Here is a 21,088-nt window from a genome sequence, read left to right as displayed (position 1 = left end):
GGGACGTCAAAGCAGCCCCGTCAATCTCAAAGGCTCAACCGCACCGCCAACGCCGCCAACGTCACCAGCAACACCGGCACCGTCAACAACACCCCGACCTTGAAGTAATACCCCCAACCAATCGTGACCCCCTTGCGCGCCAGCACATGCAGCCACAATAGCGTGGCCAGGCTGCCGATCGGGGTGATCTTCGGCCCCAGGTCGCAGCCGATGACGTTGGCATAGATCATCGCCTCGCGCACCACCCCCTCCGCTTCGCTGGCCTGAATCGACAACGCGCCGATCAGCACACTGGGCAGGTTGTTCATTACCGACGACAACAGCGCCGCAATCAACCCGGTGCCGAGCGAGGCGGCCCACACGCCATGCTGGGCCAGCCCATTCAGCACATGGGTGAGCGAGTCGGTCAGGCCGGCGTTCCTCAGGCCGTAGACCACCAGGTACATCCCCAGCGAAAACACCACGATCTGCCACGGCGCTTCGCGCAGCACGCGGCGGGTGGAGATCACATGGCCGCGTGCGGCGACGGCGAACAGCACAGCCGCGCCGGCCGCGACCACGGCACTGACCGGGATGCCCATGGGTTCGAGCACGAACAGGCTGGCCAGCAATGCCAGCAACACCACCCAGCCGACACGGAAGGTGGCGCGGTCGCGCACGGCCATGGCCGGCAGTTTCAGCTCATCGAGGGCATAGCGCAGCGGAATGTCGCGGCGAAAATACAGCCACAGCACCAGCAGGGTGGCCGCGACTGCCGCCAGATTCACCGGCACCATCACAGAGGCATAGGCGTTGAAGCCCAGGTCGAAATAATCCGCCGAGACGATGTTCACCAGGTTCGACACCACCAGCGGCAGGCTGGCGGTGTCGGCAATGAACCCTGCGCCCATGACGAAGGCCAGGGTCGCTGCCGGGGAGAAGCGCAGCGCCAGCAACATCGACATGACGATCGGGGTGAGGATCAGCGCCGCACCGTCATTGGCGAACAGTGCCGACACCGCCGCGCCCAGCAGCACCATGAAGGCGAACAGGCGCCGGCCATCTCCCCGCGCCCAGCGCGCCACGTGCAGCGCCGCCCATTCGAAAAAGCCCGCTTCGTCCAGCAGCAGGCTGATGATGATCAGGGCGATGAAGGTGGCGGTGGCGTTCCAGATGATCGCCCACACCGCCGGAATGTCGTGCAGCGATACCACGCCGAACACCAGCGCCAGCACGGCGCCGAGGGTGGCGCTCCAGCCAACGCCGAGGCCTTTGGGTTGCCAGATGACCAAGGTCAAGGTGAACAGGAATATCAGCGCGGCTGGGAGCATGAAGACATTGTCTCGACGCAGTGAAAAGGGCTGACACGACTGTACACGGGCGGCGACAAACTCTGAAAAGTTCCGTTACAAACATGTAAGTTTCGTAAATAAGATTTAACCACAATTGAGAATCACTATATTTACCAACCCTGTTGGCCTCCAAGCAGTGTTTGCGGGGCCGGTGGGCGAGGGCCCCCGGCTTCCTGGCAGGGATGTGCCTTTTCGCTTACCGATAGCAGGAGATGTGTCGATGCAGTGCAGAACCTCACCCAACAGTCTGGCCCTGGCGTTTGTCGCGCTGGCGTCGCCGGCGATGATGGCGACCGCGGCTGAAACCGAAGAACGGCGCGCCGGTGAGGTGCTGGAAGTGCCGGTCGCCGACAATGCCCTGGTGATCCAGGACACCTTGGTCACCGCCGAGCGCGAGGCGCGCCAGGCCTTGGGTTCGTCGGTCATTACCGCCGAGGACATCAAGCGCCATCCACCCGCCAATGACCTGTCCGAGCTGATCCGCCGCGAGCCGGGGGTCAACCTGACCGGCAACAGCGCCAGCGGCGCGCGCGGCAACAACCGGCAGATCGACCTGCGCGGCATGGGCCCTGAGAACACCCTGATCCTCATCGATGGCAAGCCGTCCAGCGCACGCAACGCCGTGCGCTACGGCTGGAACGGCGACCGCGATACCCGCGGCGAAACCAACTGGGTGCCGGCCGAAGCGGTCGAGCGCATCGAGATTCTGCGTGGCCCGGCTGCCGCGCGCTACGGTTCGGGTGCCATGGGTGGGGTGGTCAATATCATCACCAAACGCCCCACCGAAGAATTCAAAGGCAACCTCAACCTTTTCACGCAAATGCCGGAAGACAGCGCCGAGGGCGTCAGCCGCCGTGTCAACTTCAACCTGGGCGGCGGCCTCACCGACAACCTCGGTTTCCGCCTGTACGGCGGCCTGGCCAAGACCGACGCCGACGACCTCGACATCAACGCCGACCACGCCAACAGCGCGTTGGTCGCCGGCCGCGAGGGTGTGCGCAACAAAGACATCAACGGCCTGCTGAGCTGGAAGCTCAACGACGAGCACCGCCTCGAAGCCAGCGCTGGCTACAGCCGGCAGGGCAACATCTACGCTGGCGACACCATGAACAGCAACGGTGGCGGCAACCCCGACTTGATCAACAGCCTGTATGGCCACGAAACCAATGTCATGCAGCGCAACACCTACGACCTGACCCACTTGGGCGATTTCACCTGGGGCACCAGCAAGACCAGCCTGGCCTACGAGTACGTGCGAAATTGGCGCCTCAACGAAGGCCTGGCCGGTGGCCCGGAGGGTGCGATCAACGACAGCGGCGCGGCCATGTCGCGGCTGCGCAATACCCGCCTGAGCAGCGAGGTGAACCTGCCGTTTGCGATGGGCAGCACCGAGCATGTGCTGACCCTGGGCGGCGAATACCTGTATGAGTCGCTCAACGACCAGGGCTCGTTGCGCCCACAGAGCTTCGACCCCAGCGGGGGTGGCAGTGACGTGATCAGCGGCTTCGACCGCGGCAACTCGAAGATGACCGCCAAGAGCTATGCGTTGTTCGTCGAAGACAACATCATCATTGGCGATACCACCGTGACCCCGGGCCTGCGCTTCGATCACCATGAAACCTTCGGCGACAACTTCAGCCCGAGCTTCAACCTGTCGCACAAGCTCACCGATGCACTGTCGCTCAAGGGCGGTATCGCCCGGGCGTATAAGGTGCCGAACCTGTACCAGTCCAACCCCAACTACCTGCTCTACAGCCGTGGCAACGGCTGCAGCGTGCAGCAGACCAACTCGGGCGGCTGCTACCTGCAGGGCAACGCCGACCTGAAGCCGGAAATCAGCGTCAACAAGGAAATCGGCCTGCTGTATGACCGCGGCACCTGGCGCACCAGCGCGACCTACTTCCGCAACGACTACAAGAACAAGATCATCGGCGACACCGATGTGCTCTACACCATCAACAGCGGCCGCCGCGTGACCCAGTGGGAGAACGCCGGCGAGGCGCGGGTGGAAGGCATCGAGGGCAACCTGTTCGTCGAACTGACGCCGACCCTGGACTGGAACACCAACCTGACCTGGATGCTCGACAACGACAACCGCGAGACCGGTGAGCCGCTGTCGGTGATCCCCGAGTACACCGTCAACAGCACCCTGGACTGGCGCGCTACCGACAAGCTGTCGTTCCAGGTGGCGGGTACGTACTACGGCAAGCAGAAGTCGCCGAGCTACAACTACCGGACCCAGGAAGACTACGACGTCGAGGCGCAACAGGATGTCGAGGCCTATGGGCTGGTGGACGTGAGCGCCGGGTACAAGTTCAACGCCAACTATGACGTGCGGGTGGGGGTGAACAACGTGTTCGACAAGCAGATCTACCGCGGCGGCAATGCCAGCAGTTCGGGTGCCAATACCTATAACCAGCCGGGTAGGGCGGTGTTCGCTTCGCTGAATATCTCGTTCTGATGCTGGGGCCGCTTTGCGGCCCATCGCGGATGAATCCGCTCCTACAGAATGGGGTGCCCTGTAGGAGCGGATTCATCCGCGATGGGCTGCAAAGCAGCCCCCGAGGAAACCTCAATGAACAACAAAACCGCCTGGCTGCAGATCCTTTCCCGCAGCGGCGCCGCGCTGCTCGGCGGCTACGCCTTCAGCTATGCCGCCAGCGCCTGCCTGGCCCGACTGCTGCCACTGGCCCCCGCCGACGCGGTCATCGCCGCGACCTTGCCGTCTTTCATCTTCTACACCGCAGCCATCCTCTGGGCCTTCGCCAGCCGTGACGCCTTGCGCGCCTGGGCGCCGCTGGCCGTGGCCGCGCCGTTGGCGCTGATCGGTTTTTGGCCGCAGGCTCTGGAGTGGCTGGCATGAAAAACACCTTCACCCAATCGATGGCCTGGCTGCACACCTGGGGCGGCCTGATCTTCGGCTGGCTGCTGTTCGCCATCTTCGTCACCGGCACCCTGGCGGTATTCGACAAGGAACTCAATCATTGGATGCAGCCGGAAATCCCGGCTCGTCAGGTGACCCAGGCCGAGGCCGCGCAGCGTGCCATCGCCTATCTGCAGCAATATGAACCGCAGGCTGGCAACTGGGGGATCAGCCTGCCCACCGAGCGCTCGCCAGGTTTGCGCGTGTCCACCGGCGACCGCCGCCATGGGGAAAGCGTGCAGCTCGATCCGCTGACCGGCGAGGCCATCCAGGTGCGTGACAGCGTCGGCGGCAATTTCTTCTTCCGCTTCCACTTCACCCTCGACCTGCCACGCAACTGGGGCATCTTCGTGGTCGGCGCGCTGGCGCTGGTGATGCTCGCGGCGCTGGTCACCGGCATCGTCATTCACAAGAAGATCTTCAAGGAGTTCTTCACCTTCCGGCCAAACAAGGGCCAGCGCTCCTGGCTGGACTTTCACAACGCCAGCGCGGTGCTGTTGCTGCCGTTCCACCTGATGATCACCTACACCGGCCTGGTGATCTTCATGCTCATTTACATCCCGGCGGGTGTCGATGCGCTGTTTGCCGGTGACAACCGCGCCTACTTCCAGGCCCAGGGCAACGCGCGCATGGAGCAGCCGCGCAGTCTGGCCAAACAGCCGGGTCAACTGATCGATGTGCTGCCGCTGCTGGCCCAGGCCGAGGCTCGCCTGGGGCCTATCGCCGGCTTCAACATTCGCAACCCCAACACCGCCGGGGCACGCATCGAAATTCGCCCGGAACTGGGCAATCGCATCGCCTTGTCCAAGGGCCAGGCGATGGTCTTCGACGGCGTCAGCGGTCAACTGCTCAGCGACGTCACCGAATGGCGCGCGGCTCCCTTGACTCAGCGGGTGATGGTCGGCCTGCATTTCGCCCAGTTTGGGGGTTACCCGATGCGCTGGCTGTACTTCGTCTGCGGGGTGGTCAGCTGCGTGATGATCGCCAGTGGCCTGGTGCTGTTCTGCGTCAAGCGGGGGCGCAAATACGCCACGGCCAGCGCGGACGCAGCGGCGCGACGTTGGTATCGGGTGGCCGAGGTGTGCAATGTCGGCTTCATCACCGGGCTGTTGCTGGCCTGCGTAGGCTTGCTGTGGGCCAGCCGGTTGCTACCGGTCGAGCTGGCGCAGCGCGAAGCCTGGGAGGTGCGAGCGTTCTTTGGCGTATGGCTGCTGGCGCTGCTGCATGCGGGTTTCAGGCCGGTGCGCCGGGCGTGGGTCGAACAGCTGGGGCTGACCGCACTGCTTTGTGTTGGCCTTGGACTGTTCGGCGGGATGGGTGATGCCCTGCGCCTGGGCGTCGTGGCTTGTGCGCTGGTGCTGGGTGTACTGCTCAGCGTGGTGGCGTGGCGTGTGCAGCACGCAGTGCCGGCGCCGCTCAAAGGCAGGGCGGGGCGAAGCGTGGAGGCGGGAGCATGATGCTGGTCGCGGGTGGTGTGCTGTTTGCCTACGCTGGAATGCTCGGGCTGTGCCAAGGGCTGGAGCGGCATTACAAGCAGGTCTGGAAAAAGGCCTGCCCAACGCTTTTGCGTCGTGCGCTACGCGCAGGGGGTTGGTTGTCACTGGCCTTCAGCCTGCTGCTCTGTGCCCAGGCATGGGGCTGGGCGATGGGGCCGGTGGCCTGGTTTGCGGTGATGTCGCTGGCGGGGCTGGTGTTGGTGATGCTGTTGCCCTATTGGCCACGCGTGGCAGTGGGATTGGTGGCGATGTTACCGGTGTGGGGGCTGCTGCAGGCATTTGCCTGAACCGACGGCAGGGCCGGTTCAGGCGGCTGACAGTCAGCTGGCAGTCACCTGGGCAAACGCTTCGCGAAAGCGCTGCATGTCGTGTTCGTCCCCCACGCTGACGCGCACCCAATTCGGCCAGCTCGGCCACACCCGGCCCACCAGCACGCCCTGTTTGGCCAGGCGTTCGACCACCGGCTGGGCGGGCCCGCGCAGGTCGATCATGAAACAGTTGGTGTGCGACGCGGTGCAACGCCAGCCGCGCTCGCCAAGCCAGGTCATGGTCTGGTCGCGCAGGCGTGCATTGTCCGCTTTTCGGCGGGGGATCAGCTGGCGGTCCTGGAGGCTGGCCAAACCGGCCAGCAGGGTGGGTGCGGGGGCGACGTTGTCACCATCATAGGTTTCCAGGCGCTGCAGCAGTGGCGCCTGACCGATGGCCAGCCCCAGGCGTGCGCCCGCCATGCCGTAAAGCTTGGAGAAGGTTTGCAACACCAGCAGCTCGGGGTGGTCCTTGACCAGATTGATGCAGCTCTGGGCATCGCTGAAGTGAATGTAGGCTTCGTCCACCAGGACCACGCTGCCGGTTGGTTTTTTCGCCAACAGGCGTTCAATGTCGCGGCGCGGGGTCAGGGTGCCTGTGGGGTTGTTCGGGTTGCACAGGTAGATCAGGCCCGGTGTGCTGTCGGCAGACAGCATGGCGTCGATGTCGTGAGCGTGCCGCGCATCCAACGGGACGAAGTGCACCGCTGTGCCACGGCCTGCGGCGGCATCGGAAGCCGCTTCGTAGGAAGGTTCGGCCAGCACCAGGCTACGTTGCCCGGTAAAGGCCATCACCGCGTGCTGCAACGCCAGCTTCGAGCCGCAGAACACCTGCACATGTGTCTGATCCAGGCCATGTTCGGCGGCGAAGGTATCGATCAGGCGGTACTGCGCTTCGTACGGGTAGCGCCCGCACTGGCTGACGCCTTCGCGCATCGCCGCTTGGGCGGCAGGGCTGGGCCCCCAGGGGCTTTCGTTGTAATTGATGCGCACCGGGCCGCGAGTGGGGGCTGGCGCGGGAGAGGGTTCATTGGCCCAGCTGAGCTGGCCGAGCAGCGGCAACGCCATGCCCAGGCCCACCAACGAGCGACGTGTCATATCGGTCATGGTTCGACTTCCCTGTTGTCATTGGACATAACAAGGGACGAGACACGCGCTTCGGGATTAATGGTGGCCAATTGCTCGATTTGTTGAGAGCGCCGCTCTAGCTCAATACGTTGCGCTGCCCGAGCCAGTGTTCGAAGCATTGGAATGTTTCGACGGCCGCTTGCACGGTGGCAGCTTGTGCGGCGGGTGCAGTCGATGCCTGACCAAGCCGATCGAGGAAGTCGCGCCAGTAGTTGCCGGTCAGTGCGCCATACACGTCGAAAAAGCCTGTGCCAGTTGCAGGCCCCATCCCAAAGCGTTCGGCCATTGCCCGTTTCAGCACCTGGCCGCCCAGGGTCGAGCCTTCCAGCACGTACATCACCCCCAGCGCGCAGGCCTCGTTGCGGATGGTCGGCAGTGCCTGACACAGAGGCAAGGCGTCGATGTCGGCAGCGCTTAATTGAAGGGCTTGCAGATCAAGGGTGAGTGCCGGTGTCTTGGCGCGAAGGGGCTCCTGATACTCACCCAGGCAGGCTTCCAGCGGGGCATGAAACCCATAGTAGGCCTGGATCAGTCGGCTGTAGGCGGCGACATCGAAGTCAGTGTCAAAGAAGGGTAGGCGTGCTTCCAGTGATTTGTGACAGTCACGGGTGCCTTCGCGCAGGGCGAGCAATAGAGGGCTGGGGGAGGAGGGGCTGACGGGCATCGGGTGGGCTCTGGTGGCATTTCGCCTAGGTAGGAGTGGTGATCGTAGCGCAGTGTTCCTCACCTGTTGCGACATTGTTGCGGAAAAAAACCGGTTGGCGTGATAAACCAGTCGGCCCAACCTTTCGAAGAAGCCTTCTGGTGAAAGCCATACGCCTGACGTTGATCTGCCATGCCCTGACCCAGGCCCAGAAGACCGGGTGCCTGCATCGTTTCCTCGACGGTATCTTGCCGCTGGACGATCAGCCATTTGCGGTGGTGCCCGACGTGCACGTGCTGGCTGCACCTGAGCGGCGCGCAGGGGAAACGGCGGCGTGGTTTTCGCCGCAGGCGAAGGTCGAGCCGGCCTTGGCCGATTGCGACCTGGGCAGTTGGCAAGGCCTTGCACTGAAGCAGTTGCAGGACGAGCAACCTGAGGCGTTGGCGCTGTGGCTGCAGGATCCGCACAGTGCGCCCCATGGCGGCGAGTCGTTCGCCGCACTGTGCCAGCGTATGGCGGGCTGGCTGGCGGCGTTCGATACCCCGGGCGAGTGGTTGGCGGTGACGCACCCGATGGTGATTCGTGCGGTGATGGTGCAGGTGCTGGGTTGCCCGATGTCGGCCGCGCGGCGAATCGATGTGTTGCCGTTATCTCGTCTTGAGCTGAGTTTTACCGAGCATTGGCGTTTGCGGCTTGTTGGCTTGAGAGAGGGTGGGGGCTAGAGGGTGCCCGTCGTGCGTTTTTTAGCGTTTTCGAAATCGAGCGCCGCCCGCGCGGTGCATCGCGGATGAATCCGCTCCTACATGTGTTGCAACGTACCTATGCCTGCAAGGCCATGGTTGTTCGCTTTGGCGCCAGTCGAAAAATCGTGTCGTGCTACCCAGGCCATGTAGGAGCGGATTCATCCGCGATGCGCCGCGCAGGCGGCGCTCGATCTGTGCGCCACTACAAATCTCACGACTGGCACCTAAACCTCAAAACGCCAATTTGTAGCCGATCAGCAGCAGCATCGTAGCCAGGCAAGGGCGCAGCACCCGGTCGGAAATGCGCCCGGTGAGGTGGCTGCCCAGGTAGATACCCGGCAGCGAACCGAGCAGCAGGTAACCCAGCAGCGACCAATCCATGTTGCCCATGCCAGCGTGCCCCAGGCCTGCAACCAGCGTCAGTGGCACGGCGTGGGCGATCTCGGTGCCGACCAGGCGGCGGGTGACCAGGAAGGGGTAGAGCAGGAACAGCGCCACGGTACCCAGCGCGCCAGCACCAATCGAGGTGAGCGTGACCATCACGCCCAATATCACGCCGGTCAGAACGGTGAGGATGTTCAGGTTGCGGTCGCTGAGGTGGTAGTGGTCACCGGCATGGCGATTGGCGAAGGCCTGCAGGCGCGACTTGAACAGGATCGCCAGCGCGGTGAGGATCAACACCACTGCCAAGCCTTGCTTGATGATGGCGTTGAGCGCCGAGGTGTCGGTGTGCAGGGTGCTGAGGAACCACAGCGTCACTGCTGCAGCCGGGACGCTGCCCAGGCTGAGCCAGCCAGTGATCTTCCAGTCGATGTTCTTGTTGCGACCATGAACCCAGACGCCACTGGCCTTGGTAATGGCGGCGTAAAGCAGATCGGTGCCGACGGCGGTGGCCGGGTTGATGCCAAACCACAACAGGATCGGCGTCATCAGCGAGCCGCCACCGACGCCGGTCATGCCGACGATGAAACCCACAACCAATCCGGCAAGGGTGAAACCGAAAGAACCTACATCCATACGCTACTCGACCGCCCAGCTTTGCCCGTTATCGGATGGGTGCCAGCATATAGATAGTTTTTTATAGCCAAATAGACTTGTTCGTTATTAGGTTATAACCACCCCATCGCCGGCAGGCCGACGATGGGGTTTGGCTCAGATTCTGAAGCTGCCCACCAACTGCTTCAAGCGCCCGGCCTGCTGCGCCAGCGCATCGCAATGCTGCAACGTCTGGTTGAGGTTCTCCACCCCTTGCTGGTTGAGGGCGTTGATCTGAGTGATGTCCAGGTTCAGGCTCTCGACCACGGCAGTCTGCTCTTCGGTCGCCGTGGCCACCGACTGGTTCATGCCATCGATTTCGCCAATGCGCTGGGTGACGCTGGCCAACCGCACGCCGGCCTGGTTGGCCACTTGCACGGTCTGTTCGCTGGAAACCTGGCTGGTGTTCATGGTGTGTACCGCTTCGCGGGAGCCGACCTGCAGGCTGGTGATCATGCGGTGGATCTCTTCGGCCGATTCCTGGGTACGGTGCGCCAGGTTGCGCACCTCGTCGGCGACCACGGCGAAACCACGCCCAGCCTCGCCGGCACGGGCTGCCTCGATGGCGGCGTTGAGTGCCAGCAGGTTGGTCTGCTGGGAGATCCCCTTGATCACGTCGAGAATCTTGCCGATTTCGTCGGTGCTGGCATTCAGCGTTTCGATCTGCTCGCACGACTCGCTGATGCGCTGCGACAGCGCGGTCATGGCGCTGATCGCCTCATCGACCACCTGCCGTCCGCCATTGGCCTGCTCACTGGCACCACTGGCATGTTGCGAGGCATCGGCGGCGTTGCGGGCGATTTCCTGGGTGGCGGCGCCCAGCTGGTTGATCGCCGCCGCCACGCTGTTGGTGCGCATGCTCTGCTCTTCGGAGCCGGTGATCGACGCATTCGAGGCGTAGACCACTTTTTCCGACAAGTCGTGCACCAGACGTGTGGCCGAGGACACTTCGCTGATCGAGGTGTGAATACGTTCGACGAAGCGGTTGAACGAGGTGGCCAGTTCGCCGAACTCGTCCTTGTTCTGCACATCCAGGCGGCGGGTCAAGTCGCCTTCACCCTCGGCAATGTCGCGCATGGCACGGCCCATGGTGGTCAGCGGGCGCATCAGCACCGGGATCAGCAGGCCCAGCAGGCCAGCGATGGCCGCGACGGCGATGAGCATGGCGATGATCGCCGAGGTGCGGAACTGGCTGAGTGCGGCGTAGGCCTTGTCCTTGTCGATCGACAGGCCAATGTACCACTGGGCCGAAGGCAGGCCGGCCACCGGGGTGAAGGCAATCAGCCGCTGCTGACCATTGAGGGTGACATCCTGCAGCTCGGCAGAGACGCGCAGCCCGGAGCCTGGGTAGATGTCCTTGAGGTTCTTCATCACCTGGTCTTTGTCGGGGCTGACGATGACCTGGCCGCTGCTGTCGGCGAGGAAGGCGTGGCCGATGCCGCCGAAGTCGACCGAGTTGATGATCTGCACCAGGGTGTCGAGGGTCAGGTCGCCGCCGACCACGCCGATCAGCTCGCCGTTCTGCTTGCTTTTGACCGGCGTGGCGATGGTCACCATCAGGCCGCCGACGGCGCCTTGGTAGGGGGCGGTGAGCACGGTCTGCCCGGCGCTTGCCGCACTCCCGTACCACGGCCGTTGGCGTGGGTCGTAGCCGGCCGGCATCTGCGTGTCGGGGCGCTGGGTGAATACACCATTGGCCTGGCCGAGGTAGGTGAACAGGAAGTTTCGCGTGTATGAAGGCTGCTCGATCAACCCTGCGAGGGTGTCGCCGGCCCCTTGTTGGGCGATGTCCTGAGCCAGGTTTTCCAGGACTAGGATGCGCCCGCTCATCCAGTTCTGCACACTGCTCGCTGTTAGCGCGCCGGACTGTTGCACCGACGATTCGATGTTCTGGCGCAGGGTGTTGCGTTGCAGGTAATCGTTGTAGAGCGTGAACAGGGCAAATGCCAGCACCACGACGCCGCAGGCGCTGAGCAGGATCTTGTGGCGGAATTTCAGGTTCATGTTTCGAGACCTTGAGCCAGGGAGGGTAGGGCGCCGCACGCTCGTGGCGCGATGGCGGGTCCTGTCCTCCGTGATATCGGCAATTGGCCTAGAAAATTGAAGCGCTTGGCGCTACAAACCGAAGCGCTTTCGACGGACGGTGCGCTAGCGTTTGGCTAGCTGTTCGATCAGCCAACGTGCGGCCTGACGCAACGGTTGCTGCTTGCGCCAAAAGGCATGAATCGGCAACTCAAGCTCGTTGCGGGTATTGCGAAAGTGCAGGCGCACCAAGCGCCCGGCGTCGATCAGCGGTGCCACCCGGGCCAACGGCAGGTCACCCCAGCCAAGGCCGGCCTCGACCATTTGCAAAGCGAAATCGAAACTGTCGGTGGACCAGTGCGTGGCACCAATGAGTGCGCGTGGGTCGGCCATTGGCAGGTCGCGGCTGCGCACCAGGATCTGGCGCACGTTGATCAGGTCTTCCAGATAGTGAATGCGCCCGTCGAGCAACGCCGGATGGGCGGGTGACAAGGTAGCCACCAGCGATTCCATGCCGATGTGCTGAAACCCCCGGCGGGCATCGACCTGCAGGCCGGCGAAGGCCAGGCACAGGTCGGCGCGGCCACTGTCGAGCAACTGCAGTGCTTCTTCTTGCGGGGCGCTGAGCAGCTGGATGTCCAGCAAGGGATAGCGCTCGCCGAGTCCGGCGATGGCGGCCAGCAGCGGGCGGTGGTCGATGTCGGGGACCACGGCGAGGGTCAGGCTGCTTTCCAGCCCTTGTGACAATTCCAGGGCGTGAACCTGCAGCAGCCCAAGTTGTTCGGCGATCAGCCTGGCGTGCGGTTCGAGTGCCCGGGCCTGGGCGGTGGCTTGAACTTCGCGCGCGCCGCGCTCGAACAAGGCATAACCCAGCTCGGCCTCAAGGTTGCCGATCGCCATGCTGACCGCCGAGGGCACTCGGCCAAGGGTGCGCGCAGCGGCGGAAAACGAGCCGCGGTCGAGCACGGCGAGAAATAGCTGAATGTTGTCGCTGGAAAAGTTCATGGCAGCCTCCTGTCAATGAATCTGAAAGCTGCCGACTTTATCTGTCAATAAGTTTGAAGCATTCTCCTGCGTCTTGGCTTTGTGACACATGAGGAAAAATCCCGTGCAGGGAGTGAAACGCAAACTGGTCTACGTGACCTTCTATGAATTGATCGGCCTGTGCATGTCGACCCTGGGTCTGGCCTACCTGTCGGATACCGAGGCTTCGCACACTGGGCCGCTGGCGGTGATGATCACCACCATCGCCATGCTCTGGAACCTGATCTACAACAGCCTGTTCGAGTACTGGGAAAGCCGCCAGGCCAAGCGTGGCCGCAGCGTGGCGCGGCGGGTGGCGCACGCCATCGGCTTCCAGTTGACCTTGGTGGTGTACCTGATCCCGCTGATCGCCTGGTGGCTGGACATGAGCCTGGTCGAGGCGTTCCTGGTGGACCTGGCGTTCATCATTCTGGTGCCGTGCTACACCTTTGCCTACAACTGGGCGTTCGACCGTATCTTCGGTTTGCCGACATCGGCGATGGCCACGGCCTGATCCGCACTAAGGGGGCAGGCGAATCAACAAAGGCTCTTGTCGTGCAGGTTGGATCGGCTGCTGTTGCTCTTGCCGTGGTCTTGGCGCACTGGCCAGCAAGCTGTCCTCGACCTGCCCCGAAAGGTAGTAGACCCCCGCCATGGCGCCGCTCTGGCGGTTCTCCATCAGCTCCTGCCACTCCTGGTTCAGCGCCACGTTGAGGATCACCCGCAGCTGCTCGACCATCTCCGGATGCTCGCGGTCATGGGTGACCATGCCATAACCCGCCGCCGCTATCGAAATCATCGCCCCAGCCACCTTGCCCACCGCGCTTGCCACGGCGCTGGCGATGCCGCGTGGGGCCAGGGTGGCCCCGAGCTTTTCGCTGGCGCGGGTGGCCACCGATGACAGGCCCACGTCGGTCTTGCCGGGGCCTTTGGCGGCTTGCTGGTGCAGGTGCTCGCGCAGAGCCGCCCAGGCAGGCTGCTGGTCGAGCGGCTTGGCCTTGAGCAATTGATAGAGGCTGGCGTTGCGCGCGGCCGGTGGCCCCAGGTTGATCGCGGGGATGCGGTTGAGGCGCTGGCTGAGCTGGTCGGCCGGAGCGTTGTAGCGCTCGATGATGGCTGGCAATTGCTGGCCGAACAGCTGCAGGTACAGCTCGCAAGCCCGGTCGCGAATGCCTTCGGGGTTGATCTGCTCGGCCACCGGTTCGATTACACGTTCCTGGTACTGCTCCTGCAGGTACAGGGCCAGGCGTTTTTCCGCCGGCTCGCGGCCCTCGCCGCTGTCGAGCTTGTACCAGGCCACTTTCAACGTCAGCCATTGCTGGGTCCAGTAGCCGGTGAACCACGGAATGAAATCGCTTTCGGTACGTTGTTGCACCTGCTCTTTCCACACGCGCATCGAGCGGCGTGCGTAGTCATTGGCTGAACCGGCGGCGCCGACGGAGGCGTCGATCAGTTCCTGGTCGATGCGTTGCCAGGCGGCGGGGGTCAGCACGGCGGGCGGCGGCGGGGCAGGCGGGCGCTTGCCGGCGCAGGCAGCGAGGGCCAGCAGAAGGCACAGCAGCAAAAGGATGCGCCGGTTCACGCGACCGCCTTCCGGGGCTGGGTGTGTTTACCGCAGTATAAGGGTGGCGCTGACGGGCTGCCGTGCAGCCCATCGCGTCACTGCCCCAGGTCGAGCTTTTCTTCCAGGCGGTCCAGGTGGTCGTGCATCAGCGCCAGGGCGGCCGCGGCGTTACCGGCCTCGACGGCGTCGATGATCGCGGCGTGTTCTTCCCAGGCGCAGTGGTCGCAGCAGGGTGATTCGTAGCGGGCGATGATCAGCGAGGTCATCGGCACCAGGCCATTGAGAAACCGCTCCAGCGGCGCGTTGGCGGCCACTTGAGCAAGCTTGAGGTGAAACTCGCCGCCCAGGCGGATGGCTGCGCAGCGCTCGCCACGTTCGTGATGCTGGCGCTCACGCTCGACCAGTGAACGCAGCTGCCGGACTTGCGCTGGCCGTGCGCGCTGTGCGGCCAGGCTGATCAAGGTGGTTTCGGCCAGGCGCCGGGCACTGAGCACTTGCCGCGCCTGTTGCGGGTCGGGCGCGGCCAGGTGCGCGGTGTGGCTGGGGCGCTGCACCACCACTTGCTGGTCCGACAGGCGCCCGAGCACCCGGCGGATCACCGTGCGGCTGACGCCGAAAGCGTTGCCCAATGCCTGTTCGGGCAGCAGGCTGCCGGGTGGCAGGCGTTGTTCGAGAATGGCATCGAACAGCCGCGGGTAGATCTGCTCGGCCGACAGGCGGGTTTCACCGGTGGCGAGCAGGGCAGGCAGGCGGGGTGCGCAGGCGGTCATGGGCACTGTCCTCGGGTCAGGGGCGCGGATGGTCGTCGGGGATGTTCAGTTCGATGCCCATGCGCTGGCCTTCGGCGAGGATGTGCTGGCGCATCTGGGCGCTGGCCTGGGCACTGTTGCGGTCGCGGATGGCGCGCACCACCGCTTCGTTTTCCTTGAGCCGCGCGGCCAGGTGTTCGGGGGAGTTGCGCAGCATTTCGGCGCTCTGCTTGAGGGCATTGCCGGTCTGCTGCACCACGCTCTGGAAGATCGGGTTGGTGGTCAGGGCGAACAGCGCCTCGTGGAAGGCGATGTAGGCCTTGGCTCCGGCTTCGCTGTCATCGGCGTCCAGGGCTTCGCGCATATCCATCAGCGTCAGGCGTAACTGGCCGATGTCCTGGCTGTTGGCCGATTGCGCCACCAGGCCGACGATGAACGGTTCGAGGGTGTAGCGCAGCTCCAGCACGTCGGCCAGGCTGGCAGCGGCGCTGTTGTCGACGGCCGGTTCCAGCTGTGCTGTTTCGGGGTCGAGCACCAGCACGCCCTTGCCCGGCAGCGAGCGCACCAGGCCCAGGGTTTCCAGCACGGTCACTGCTTCGCGCAGGCTGGGGCGGCTGATGCCCAGTTGTTCGGCCAGTTCACGCTGGCCGGGCAGCATGTCGCCGGTGCGCCACTGGCCGCGGGCCAGGGCTTGGCGCAGTTTTTCCACCACTGAGGTGACGACGGTTGATGAGCTGATCACGGTTCGCTCCTGAAAGGGCCGGCGCCAGCGCCGGCCTCGTGGGCTCAGAATTCCTGTTGATGGGCGTTGGGCTGTTTGCGCGACGCTGGGGCGAAGCCGGGTTTGTTATCGAGCACGTTCTGCGCACGTTCCAGGTCGATGTCTTTTTCCCAGCGGGCAATGGCCACGGTAGCGACGCAGTTGCCGATCAGGTTGGTCAGCGCCCGGCCAATGCCCATGAACCAGTCCACCGCCAGCACCAGCACCAGGCCCACTACCGGGATCGCCGGCACGGCGGTCAGGGTGGCGGCGAGGATCACCAGCGCCGAGCCTGGGATGCCGTGAGCACCCTTGGAAGTCACCAGCGACACCAACAGGATGGTCAGCAGATCGGTCATCGCCAGCGGCGTGCCAGTGGCATTGGCAATGAACACGATGGCCAGGGTCAGGTAGATGGAGAAACCGTCGAGGTTGAACGAGTAGCCGGTCGGGATCACCAGGCCCACGGTGGAGCTGCCGATACCCAGGTGTTCGAGCTTGCGCATGATCTGCGGCAGCACGGCGTCGGAAGAGGCGGTACCGAGAACGATGGTCAGCTCTTCACGCAGGTACTTGATGAACGGCAGCAGCTTCAGGCCGGAAAGGCGCATCACGGTGCCGAGGATGATCAGCACGAAGCCAGCGCAGGTCAGGTAGAACAGCGCCACCAGGCCGCCCAGGTGCTGCAGCGACTCAAGGCCATATTTGCTGGTGGTGAAGGCGATGGCGCCGAACACGCCGATCGGTGCCAGGCGCACGATCATGCCCATGATGCGGAAGATCACGTGGCTGAGTTCGTTGATCAGCCGGGAAATGCCGGCGGCCGAATCGCCCACCAGGTTCAGTGCACTGCCGAACAGCACCGAGAACAGCAGCACCTGCAAGATGTTGTTGTCAGCAAAGGCACCGACCACCGAGGTCGGGATCAGGTCCATGAAGAACGCGGTGGCGCCATGGATATGCTGGCCACGTTCGGCCAGGCCATTGGCGTCGGCGGTGGACAACTGGTCCAGATGGATGTTGGCGCCGCTGCCGATGCCGCTGCTGAAGGCGAACACCAGGCCGATCACCAGGGCGATGGTGGTCAGCACTTCGAAGTAGATCACTGATTTGAGGCCGATGCGTCCGACCTTTTTCAGGTCGCCGGCACCGGAAATGCCGCTGACCACCACGCAGAAGACGATCAGGCCGATGAGCATCTTGATCAGCTTGATGAAGCCGTCGCCGAGGGGTTTGAGTTGCAGGGAAAGGTCGGGGAAGCTGAGGCCGCAGGCGATGCCGAGGGCAAGGCCGAGCACGACTTGCAGGAAGATCGAACGCGAGCACCATTTGAGCATGGGAGTGATCTCTGATCGGTGTCCTTGCTTCGGTGCCGCACGGGGCGAAAGAGCGCAGGACTTCATTATTTTTGTGGTCTTACCGGTTTGTTCAGCGCTGGACCATAAAAGCGCGAAAAATCCGACATTGCAAGGGTTTTTGGCCTTACCGGTCTGACCAGTTGTGGGGCAATTCAGCTGGGCAAGCTCTAGTTCGGTGCGTGCTGTGCATTGCCACCGCATGTCGCCAGGCGCTTCTGCCAAGCCTCGCGCTATTGGTGCAATTGGCCTGCCAACCTGTGGCGAGTCAGGGCTGCAGCGCCATACGTTTGACTGAGGCCAGTTCCGGGTGAGCGACCAGTTTGTCGATGTGCAGCGCGGCGTCGTTCATCCAGCTTTCGCTCAGCACCCGGTAGTGCTCCATGTCGCGACAGCGCACGCGCAGGCTGTAGTCGAAATGGCCACTGATCAGTTGGCATTCATGAACGTCCGGGCAGGCCAGCATGGTGGCTTCGAAGGCCTTTTGCGCGGCCCGACCGCTCTGGCCGGACAGCGCCACCAGCACCAGCAGCGATAGGCCCGGAGATACTTTCTGCAGGTCGATGATGGCGCCGTATCCGAGGATCACGCCACGCCGCTCCAATTTGCGCACGCGCTCCAGGCACGGGCGCGGGGTGAGGTGGACCAGGGTCGAGAGTTTTTCGAAGGTGATGCGACCATCGACGCGCAGGACGTCGATGATCGCCTGGTCGATGCGGTCCAGCGTGTCTTTGGTGTCCATGCGCTGTGCTTCTTTGAAGACGGGGCATGGATAGGGTAGGCGTTTATTTAGCAGATGCCGCAATCAGAGCGCCGCTTACCCGGTGGGAGCGGCTTTAGCCGCGAAGCGAGCGACGCAGTGGATGGCACCGGCTTTGCCGGTGTTCGCGGCTGAAGCCGCTCCCACAGCAGCAGCGCATACAAGTCCTTCGGATCCTGCAGCGTCGGCACCAACGCAATGTCCTTCCCAATCCCCAATGCCCGCGCGGTATCCAGCACGTAACGCAGCGCCGAGTAGTCCTCTAAGGCGAAACCGACCGAGTCGAACAGGGTCACCTGCTCGGCACTTTCACGGCCTTGAACACGCCCAGCGACGACTTGCCAGAACTCGGTGACCGGCGATTTCGCTGGCATCTGTTGAATCTCGCCTTCAATCCGGCTTTGCGGTTCGTACTCGACGATCACCCGCGCCCGCTTGACGATCTCGCGGTGCAGCTCGGTCTTGCCAGGGCAGTCGCCACCGACGGCATTCAGGTGCATGCCTGGCTCGATCATGTTTGGCGTAAGGATCGTCGCATAAGCCTTGTCTGCCGTAACCGTGGTGACGATATCAGCGCCACGCACCGCCTCGGCGACCGAGTTGGCAACGATCAGCTTGAGCCCTGGGCGGCCCGAGAGGTTGGCCACCAGCTTCGCCGTGGCTGCCGGGTCGATGTCGTACAGGCGGATTTCGTCGATACCCAGCAGCATCTTGAAGGCGATGGCCTGGAATTCACTTTGCGAGCCGTTGCCGATCAGCGCCATGCTGCGGCTGTCTTCGCGCGCCAGGTAGCGCGCGGCCAAAGCCGAGGTGGCGGCGGTACGCAGGGCGGTGGTCAGGGTCATTTCGCTGAGCAGCAGCGGCGCACCGGAGTCGACATCGCTCAAGGCACCGAAAGCCATCACCGTGGGCAAGCCATTGCGGGTGTTCTTCGGGTGGCCATTGACGTACTTGAAGGCGTACAGGCTGGCGTCGGAAACCGGCATCAGTTCGATCACGCCGTCGCTGGAATGGTTGGCCAGGCGGGAGCATTTCACGAAGTCGTGCCAGCGCAGGTAGTCCTGGCGGATGTACTCGGCCATCTCCACCATGCAGGTGGCCAGGCCCTTGCGATTGGCCAGGCGGGCGAGGTCTTGCACATCGATGAAGCGGGTCATGGGGTTCTCCCTGCAGCGGTGATTCCTGAGTGGGCTGCAGGGATATTGTCGACGGGCGAGGGGGTAGATGTTGGCTGAAGTGGCTGCGGCGGGCAGCCGCTCCGGTCGATTTCACAAGGGCGGCAGCCGATTCGGCTGCGGGCTTGCGATCATTGCTCGCGCAGGCGCTTGTAGAGCGTTGTCCGGCTAATGCCCAGTGCTCTGGCCACGGCCGAAAGGTTGCCATTGGCGCGTTCGAGCAGGTCGTGCAAGTCCGCCTGATCAGTACTGTCGTTCATCACGACGGGAGGCTCATGTGCCTCGGCCAGAAAGCCAGCCGGCAGGTGCTCGACGCTGACCGGCGCATCGCCCGCCAACGCCAGCGCCACCTGTATCACGCTGGCCAGCTCGCGAACATTGCCCGGCCAAGGGTGACGGTCGAGCAGGTCGATGATGGCGTGCGACAAATGCATTGGCTGCTGAGGGTCGCGATAACGCGCATGGAGGTGCTCGATCAATTGCCGGCGGTCACTGCGTTCACGCAACGGGGGCAACACCACGGCCATCGCGGCGATGCGGTAATAAAGGTCCTGGCGAAAACGCCCGGCGCGGACTTCTTCTGCGAGGTCGCGATTGCTGGCCGAAACCACGCGGATGTCCACCATTACCGGCTCACCGCTGCCCAGTGGCTGGATGCTCCGCGATTGCAGCACGCGCAGCAGCCGCGCCTGGGTCGGAAGCGGCATGTCACCGATTTCATCGAGGAACAGAATGCCGTGGTCGGCCTTGCGGATCAGCCCCGGGTTGCCCTTGTGATGAGCACCGGTGAAGGCGCCTTTGTCATAGCCGAACAATTCCGATTCGACCAGTTCTGCGGGGATCGCCGCACAGTTGACCGCGATCAGCGGCTGCTGGGCGCGGCTGCTGGCGCGGTGCAAGGTTTCGACGAAGATCTCCTTGCCGACCCCGGTTTCACCCTGGATCAACACCGGGATGTCTTTTTCCAGCAACAGGCTGGCCTGGGCCAGGGCTTTCTCCAGGCGTGGGTCAGCCCCGCCCTCTACCGGACGCGCGGGGCTTTGCCGAGGTGCCTGCCATTGGCAATGGAAACGGTTGCGCCCGGCCGCTTGCAAGGGGAAGGGCTGCTGCTGTGCATGGGCGAGCAACTGGCGCAGCGGCATCTGGAACAACTGCTCGATATTGTGCCGCAGCGGGTTGCCGCCCAGCAGGCTGTCGGCGCGGTGATTGGCGGCGAGCACCTGGCCGCGTTCATCGAACACCAGCAGCCCGGCCCAGGGGCTGTCGAGGTTGTCGGAGGCGCTGTTGAACAGTAGCTGCGCGTGGTGGTCGGCATGTTGCGCGAGGATCAGGCGGTTCTCCAGGCTCTGGCCCATCATGCGCACCAGGCCCAGGGTCTGGGTCGCCGGCAGATAGCCGTCGCTGGCCACGTCGAGCACCCCGACCAGTTGCCGATCACCATCGAACAACGGTGCCGCAGCGCTGGACAGGTAGCGGTTCTGGCGCAGGAAGTGTTCTTCCTGGCCGACATGGATCGGCTCGGCGCAGACCAGCGCAGTGCCCAGGGCATTGGTCCCCACGCCGCGCTCGTGCCAGTGGGCACCGGGGTTGAAAGCATGCTGTTGCTGCGCTGCGACGAAGCGCCGCGAGCCCCAGGTGTCGAGCACGCAGCCGCTGGCGTCGGCCAGCATCACCAGGTAGCTGGCGTTGCCCAGCAGGTGGGTGTATTGCGGCAGCACTTGTTCACGGGTGAGGCGCAGCAGCGCTTCGCGCCGTTCCAGCAGGGCGTTGAGCTCGGCGCGTGTGAGGCAGTCGAAATCCGGCGCGCTCTGCGGCTGCAGGCCCTGTTCGCGGCAGCGGGCCCAGGAGGCCTGGATCAGTTGGGCATGGGTCGAAGCGGATGCGGCCATGGGCCTGTCCTGTGTGATTGTTGTTTTCAGACGACCGCTGTTCAGTGTTGTCCAGGGTTGTTCATTGTCAAACCCGCAACTGTTCAAGTGTTCAGCGAAACTGTCCAGAGGCGAACGAGGGGTGGCGGGTGTGCACCGTTGAAGCGCTGCGCCAGAGCCTTGGCGAGCAACTGGCACGGAACTGGCT

19 protein-coding genes and 1 pseudogene are annotated in these 21,088 nt (G+C 63.8%); 6 read left to right on the top strand and 14 right to left on the bottom strand.

The genetic code is table 11. The features are described from left to right. Positions 1–26 precede the first annotated feature (26 nt). Positions 27–1,310 carry an arsenic transporter gene (locus ACIQUF_RS15010; RefSeq protein WP_403132703.1) on the bottom strand — a complete coding sequence of 428 codons (1,284 nt, stop codon included), beginning with the start codon at positions 1,308–1,310 and terminating at the stop codon, positions 27–29. 241 nt (positions 1,311–1,551) lie between these two features. On the opposite strand from ACIQUF_RS15010, the gene ACIQUF_RS15005 reads away from it, so the two are divergent. From ACIQUF_RS15005 to ACIQUF_RS14990, 4 genes are all read left to right on the top strand, one after another. Then, positions 1,552–3,792: a TonB-dependent siderophore receptor gene (locus ACIQUF_RS15005; RefSeq protein ID WP_403132700.1), complete on the top strand. Its 2,241-nt coding sequence runs from the start codon at positions 1,552–1,554 to the stop codon at positions 3,790–3,792. Positions 3,793–3,906: 114 nt separating this feature from the next. Further along, positions 3,907–4,194 (top strand): iron transporter, encoded by a 288-nt coding sequence (locus tag ACIQUF_RS15000; protein ID WP_403132697.1) that lies wholly within the window; start codon positions 3,907–3,909, stop codon positions 4,192–4,194. Continuing rightward, positions 4,191–5,711 (top strand): PepSY-associated TM helix domain-containing protein, encoded by a 1,521-nt coding sequence (locus ACIQUF_RS14995; protein WP_403132695.1) that lies wholly within the window; start codon positions 4,191–4,193, stop codon positions 5,709–5,711. Before ACIQUF_RS15000 ends, ACIQUF_RS14995 begins: the two co-directional genes overlap by 4 nt. After that, entirely contained in the window at positions 5,708–6,037 is a 330-nt protein-coding gene (locus ACIQUF_RS14990) for a DUF3325 domain-containing protein (protein WP_403132692.1), read from the top strand. Before ACIQUF_RS14995 ends, ACIQUF_RS14990 begins: the two co-directional genes overlap by 4 nt. A 33-nt stretch (positions 6,038–6,070) precedes the next feature. On the opposite strand, the gene ACIQUF_RS14985 is transcribed toward ACIQUF_RS14990, so the two are convergent. Together ACIQUF_RS14985 and ACIQUF_RS14980 are read right to left on the bottom strand one after the other, a co-directional pair. After that, entirely contained in the window at positions 6,071–7,162 is a 1,092-nt protein-coding gene (locus tag ACIQUF_RS14985) for a pyridoxal phosphate-dependent aminotransferase (protein ID WP_403132691.1), read from the bottom strand. A gap of 97 nt (positions 7,163–7,259) precedes the next feature. Next, positions 7,260–7,847, bottom strand: a complete 588-nt coding sequence (locus tag ACIQUF_RS14980) for a biliverdin-producing heme oxygenase (RefSeq protein ID WP_403132689.1) — start codon at positions 7,845–7,847, stop codon at positions 7,260–7,262. Positions 7,848–7,987: 140 nt separating this feature from the next. Here ACIQUF_RS14980 and ACIQUF_RS14975 point away from each other — a divergent pair, with 140 nt between their 5' ends. Further along, positions 7,988–8,548 (top strand): histidine phosphatase family protein, encoded by a 561-nt coding sequence (locus ACIQUF_RS14975; RefSeq protein WP_403132686.1) that lies wholly within the window; start codon positions 7,988–7,990, stop codon positions 8,546–8,548. Between the two features lie 252 nt (positions 8,549–8,800). On the opposite strand, the gene ACIQUF_RS14970 is transcribed toward ACIQUF_RS14975, so the two are convergent. From ACIQUF_RS14970 to ACIQUF_RS14955, 4 genes and pseudogenes are all read right to left on the bottom strand, one after another. Continuing rightward, positions 8,801–9,586 carry a sulfite exporter TauE/SafE family protein gene (locus ACIQUF_RS14970; protein WP_400799513.1) on the bottom strand — a complete coding sequence of 262 codons (786 nt, stop codon included), beginning with the start codon at positions 9,584–9,586 and terminating at the stop codon, positions 8,801–8,803. A gap of 135 nt (positions 9,587–9,721) precedes the next feature. After that, positions 9,722–10,462 carry a methyl-accepting chemotaxis protein gene (locus ACIQUF_RS14965; protein ID WP_400799720.1) on the bottom strand — a complete coding sequence of 247 codons (741 nt, stop codon included), beginning with the start codon at positions 10,460–10,462 and terminating at the stop codon, positions 9,722–9,724. Positions 10,463–10,579: 117 nt separating this feature from the next. Further along, positions 10,580–11,608 (bottom strand): annotated as a pseudogene (mcpA, locus tag ACIQUF_RS14960) (methyl-accepting chemotaxis protein McpA); the annotation flags it as partial. A gap of 144 nt (positions 11,609–11,752) precedes the next feature. Continuing rightward, positions 11,753–12,631, bottom strand: a complete 879-nt coding sequence (locus tag ACIQUF_RS14955; RefSeq protein WP_403132683.1) for a LysR family transcriptional regulator — start codon at positions 12,629–12,631, stop codon at positions 11,753–11,755. Positions 12,632–12,734: 103 nt separating this feature from the next. On the opposite strand from ACIQUF_RS14955, the gene ACIQUF_RS14950 reads away from it, so the two are divergent. Beyond that, on the top strand, positions 12,735–13,163 hold the full coding sequence (locus ACIQUF_RS14950; protein ID WP_403132681.1) for a PACE efflux transporter: 429 nt from the start codon (positions 12,735–12,737) through the stop codon (positions 13,161–13,163). A gap of 6 nt (positions 13,164–13,169) precedes the next feature. Here ACIQUF_RS14950 and ACIQUF_RS14945 read toward each other — a convergent pair whose 3' ends face one another. The 7 genes from ACIQUF_RS14945 to ACIQUF_RS14915 all read right to left on the bottom strand — a co-directional run bounded on the left by ACIQUF_RS14945 (position 13,170) and on the right by ACIQUF_RS14915 (position 20,901). Then, positions 13,170–14,231: a hypothetical protein gene (locus ACIQUF_RS14945; protein WP_403132679.1), complete on the bottom strand. Its 1,062-nt coding sequence runs from the start codon at positions 14,229–14,231 to the stop codon at positions 13,170–13,172. A 77-nt stretch (positions 14,232–14,308) separates the two neighbouring features. Next, entirely contained in the window at positions 14,309–14,983 is a 675-nt protein-coding gene (locus ACIQUF_RS14940; protein ID WP_403132678.1) for a GntR family transcriptional regulator, read from the bottom strand. 16 nt (positions 14,984–14,999) lie between these two features. Further along, a complete protein-coding gene (locus tag ACIQUF_RS14935; protein WP_403132676.1) occupies positions 15,000–15,704 on the bottom strand; it encodes a FadR/GntR family transcriptional regulator in 705 nt (234 codons plus the stop codon). A 44-nt stretch (positions 15,705–15,748) separates the two neighbouring features. Beyond that, a complete protein-coding gene (locus ACIQUF_RS14930; protein ID WP_403132674.1) occupies positions 15,749–17,059 on the bottom strand; it encodes a C4-dicarboxylate transporter DctA in 1,311 nt (436 codons plus the stop codon). Positions 17,060–17,345: 286 nt separating this feature from the next. Continuing rightward, positions 17,346–17,819: an Lrp/AsnC family transcriptional regulator gene (locus ACIQUF_RS14925; protein ID WP_403132672.1), complete on the bottom strand. Its 474-nt coding sequence runs from the start codon at positions 17,817–17,819 to the stop codon at positions 17,346–17,348. A 47-nt stretch (positions 17,820–17,866) separates the two neighbouring features. Beyond that, complete coding sequence (locus ACIQUF_RS14920) at positions 17,867–18,994, bottom strand: ornithine cyclodeaminase (protein ID WP_403132670.1); 1,128 nt, start codon at positions 18,992–18,994, stop codon at positions 17,867–17,869. A 149-nt stretch (positions 18,995–19,143) separates the two neighbouring features. After that, the gene (locus ACIQUF_RS14915; RefSeq protein WP_403132667.1) at positions 19,144–20,901 is read right to left on the bottom strand and encodes a sigma-54-dependent Fis family transcriptional regulator; all 1,758 of its coding nucleotides are present in this window, start codon (positions 20,899–20,901) and stop codon (positions 19,144–19,146) included. Positions 20,902–21,088 lie beyond the last annotated feature (187 nt).

The sequence above is a fragment of the Pseudomonas sp. NPDC090233 genome, from assembly GCF_044772285.1.
GTDB lineage: Bacteria > Pseudomonadota > Gammaproteobacteria > Pseudomonadales > Pseudomonadaceae > Aquipseudomonas.
This window is presented reverse-complemented; position numbering and strand designations above follow the sequence as displayed.